Annotated in this window: 3 protein-coding genes and 1 pseudogene; 3 read left to right on the top strand and 1 reads right to left on the bottom strand. The window is 68.3% G+C overall.

Annotation, left to right across the window (positions count from 1 at the left end):
- Nucleotides 1–239 precede the first annotated feature (239 nt).
- Nucleotides 240–1,028, bottom strand: a complete 789-nt coding sequence (locus VMJ11_RS30700; RefSeq protein WP_325624640.1) for a sulfite exporter TauE/SafE family protein — start codon at nt 1,026–1,028, stop codon at nt 240–242.
- A 295-nt stretch (nt 1,029–1,323) separates the two neighbouring features.
- On the opposite strand from VMJ11_RS30700, the gene rarD reads away from it, so the two are divergent.
- From rarD to VMJ11_RS30685, 3 genes and pseudogenes are all read left to right on the top strand, one after another.
- On the top strand, nt 1,324–2,211 hold the full coding sequence (gene rarD / locus VMJ11_RS30695; RefSeq protein WP_325624638.1) for an EamA family transporter RarD: 888 nt from the start codon (nt 1,324–1,326) through the stop codon (nt 2,209–2,211).
- 197 nt (nt 2,212–2,408) lie between these two features.
- Entirely contained in the window at nt 2,409–2,789 is a 381-nt protein-coding gene (locus VMJ11_RS30690; RefSeq protein WP_325624637.1) for a DUF5594 family protein, read from the top strand.
- Between the two features lie 99 nt (nt 2,790–2,888).
- A pseudogene (locus VMJ11_RS30685) lies at nt 2,889–3,157 on the top strand (MFS transporter); the annotation flags it as partial.

Below are 3,157 nucleotides of genomic sequence, written 5' to 3'. Positions count from 1 at the left end.
GATCCATTTCGACATTCACGGCGAGATCGATCCGAACGATCCCGAGCACGGCGAGTTGGTGATCGTCCGGCGCGGCGCGTGGGCGCAGGCGTACCGCATCGACGCGCGCGGCCAGTGGCTGCGCCAGTTCGAAGTCGATCTCAACGGGAAGTTCTTCCGGCAGGCGCCGCACAGCTGAGCGCGGTCGCCAGGCGAGGCCAGCGCGGCGGCGCTTGCACCGCCGGCCTTGCGCGCGATGCTCAGGAGAGCACGAGCCGCACGCCCACGAGCGTGAGCGTTGCGGCGAGCAGGACGCGCAGCAGCCGTTCGGGCGCGCGCGAAGAGAGCAGGCTGCCGATCGCGATGCCGGGCAGCGAGCCGCACAGCAGCGAGAGCAGCATGTGCCAGTCGATCGAGCCGAGCAGCCAGTGGCCGGCGCCGGCGAGCAGCGTGAGCGGCACCGCATGGGCGACATCGGAGCCGACGATGCGTACCGTGGGCAGCGCCGGGTAGAGCAGCAACAGCACGGTCACGCCGATGGCGCCCGCACCCACCGAGGTGAGCGAGACGAGCGCGCCGACCACGGCGCCCGTGAGGATCGTCAGGAACAGCGTGCGAGCCTCGCCCGGCTCGTGACGGTGGCGTGAGGCGAACGCGGCGAGCTGCGGCCGGAAGATCAGCGCAGTGGCCGTGATGAGGAGCGCCACGCCGAGCACCGCCTGGATCAGATGCCCCGCGCGCGGCGTGTCCATGCCGTAGCGATGCAGCAGGATCAGCGTGATCGTCGCAGTGGGCACGCTGCCGGCCGCGAGGCGCAGCGTCACGCGCCAGTCCACCGAACCCTTCAGGCCGTGCACGAGCGTGCCCGCCGACTTGGTCGCGGCCGCATAGAGCAGATCGGTGCCGACCGCCGTGGCGGGGTGCACGCCGAACAGCAGGACGAGGATCGGCGTCATCAGCGAGCCGCCACCCACGCCGGTCAAGCCGACCAGAAAGCCGACGCCCAGGCCGGACAGCGAATACAGCAGATCGATATGGGGTAAGGACATCGCGCGCGAGGAGGCCGGGTGAGGGGCTTCGCCGTTGTGCCTGCGGCGTGGTCACAGCGCGCGCCGTAAGCGGCACGTCAGGCTGGACAACGGCAAGAGCTGGCGGCGAAAATCCGCTATTGTCGCAAAACCGGCGGCTCGGCGCTGGGTGGAGCGAAATTCGGCGCATTTCGGCACATGCCGGTTGCCTTTCGAATGCCTTCGCAGCGGGCGCGAGCAGCAAGCGGGCCGGAAGCGGGCCGCACGGGCGTGGTCGGCGCGGCGGCCGCGCGCCGCATAAAAAACACAACCTGACATGAATCCCGGCATCCTCTACGCATTCGCTGCCTTCGTCCTCTGGGGGCTCTTCCCCGTCTACTTCAAGACACTGCACCAGATTCCCGCGCTCGAGATGCTCGCGCACCGCATGGCGTGGTCGCTCGTCTTCGTGGTCGCCGTGCTCGTCGTGCGCCGCCACTGGCGCTGGCTCGGGCCCACGCTGCGCGATCGTCGCCTGCTCGTGCGTTTCGTCGCCAGCGCCGTGCTGCTCTCGGCCAACTGGGGCATCTATATCTGGGCCGTCAATGCCGGCCATATCGTCGAAGCGAGTCTCGGCTACTTCATCAATCCGCTCATCAACGTGCTGTTCGGCTATGCGTTCCTGCGCGAGCGGCTGCGCGCGCTGCAGTGGGCGGCAGTGGCGCTCGCCGCCGCGGGTGTGGCGTGGCTCACCTGGCAAAACGGCGCGCCGCCCTGGGTGAGCCTCGCGCTCGCCGCGACCTTCGGCGGCTACGGCCTCTTGCGCAAGACCGCCCAGCTCGGCGCGCTCGAAGGGCTCGCGCTCGAAACCGTCCTGTTGTTCCCCGTCGCGATCGTCTATCTGACGATCGTGGGCCTCGCGGGCGAAAGCCACTTCACGCACGCGTCGCGCGCGCTGCAACTGCTGCTCGCGGCCTCCGGCCCGATCACGGCGATTCCGTTGCTGCTGTTCGGCGCGGCGGCGCGGCGCATTCCGCTCTCGATGCTGGGCCTCATCCAGTACGTCACGCCCACCCTGCAGCTCATCACCGGCGTGTTCATCTATGGCGAGCCGTTCGGCGCGGTGCGCGCGATCGGCTACGGCGCGATCTGGGTCGCGCTCGCCCTGTACTCGCTCGAAGGCGTGCGCAGCCTCATCGCCGCACGCGAGCGCGGCGCGGCCTGAACGGTTGCGCCGACGGCGGATCCCGGTTTGCGAGGGCGGGGTGTAGTCGGGTGCGGTCGGGTGCAGTCGGGTGTAGTCAGGCGCAGTCGGCCATTGGCCGATGCGTCGACGGCGCGGTACGATGCAGCATGTCTCGCGGCACGAAGCACATGCGCGAAGCGCCTTTACCCGCAGCCAACCCGTGGAGTGTCACGCGCATGAGTATCGAAGCCCTCCGCCGGTTCGAGGAAGAATTCGCACCGCGTATCGCGGCGAAGCTGGCGAGCCAGTTCGGCCCTTCCGTGCACGTCGACGTCGTGCCGCACGAAGGACGAGGCCATCCCACGCGCGTACGGCTGCGCGGCCTCGCGAACGAGCATCGGCATCACTACGCGTACCCGCTGAATGTCTCGCTTACCTGGGACGTCGACGAAATCGAAAGCCTGATGGAGCCGGGCGGCGAAGCGCGTTTCGCGCATTACCTCGAAGCTACGGTGTGCAAGATGTCGTCCTGGGAGTCGGCGCGCCCCGTCGACTTCTCGACGCGCACTCAGGGGGAGCCGGAGGTGCTGATCGGCGGCCTCGACTTCGAGGGCTGAGCGCGGGAACGCGCGAGCCACAAGGCGATCAGGCAGGTGGTCCGGCGGACGTCGACCCTTTCGGCTGCCCCGCCAGTCAGTGCAGTTGTATGCCTGGGCATGATAGTGGTGGCTGTTGGTGGAATCATCGACGGCGCGCTATATGGTCTCTTCCCACTATATGCCGGTGCGCGTGGACTGAGCGGCACACAGGCAACCCTGCTGCTGTCATGCCTCGGCCTGGGCGGGATGGCGCTGCAATTTCCGGTCGGCTGGACGGCTGACCGCGCCGGTTTGGTATTCACGGTGATTATGTACGCGATGACGAGCACGCTGGCACTCGTCACCTTCGCGCTCGCCACGCCCATGATGTGGTTGTTTCCGGCGAG

The organism is Paraburkholderia sp. (genome assembly GCF_035501035.1).
GTDB lineage: Bacteria > Pseudomonadota > Gammaproteobacteria > Burkholderiales > Burkholderiaceae > Paraburkholderia.
This window is presented reverse-complemented; position numbering and strand designations above follow the sequence as displayed.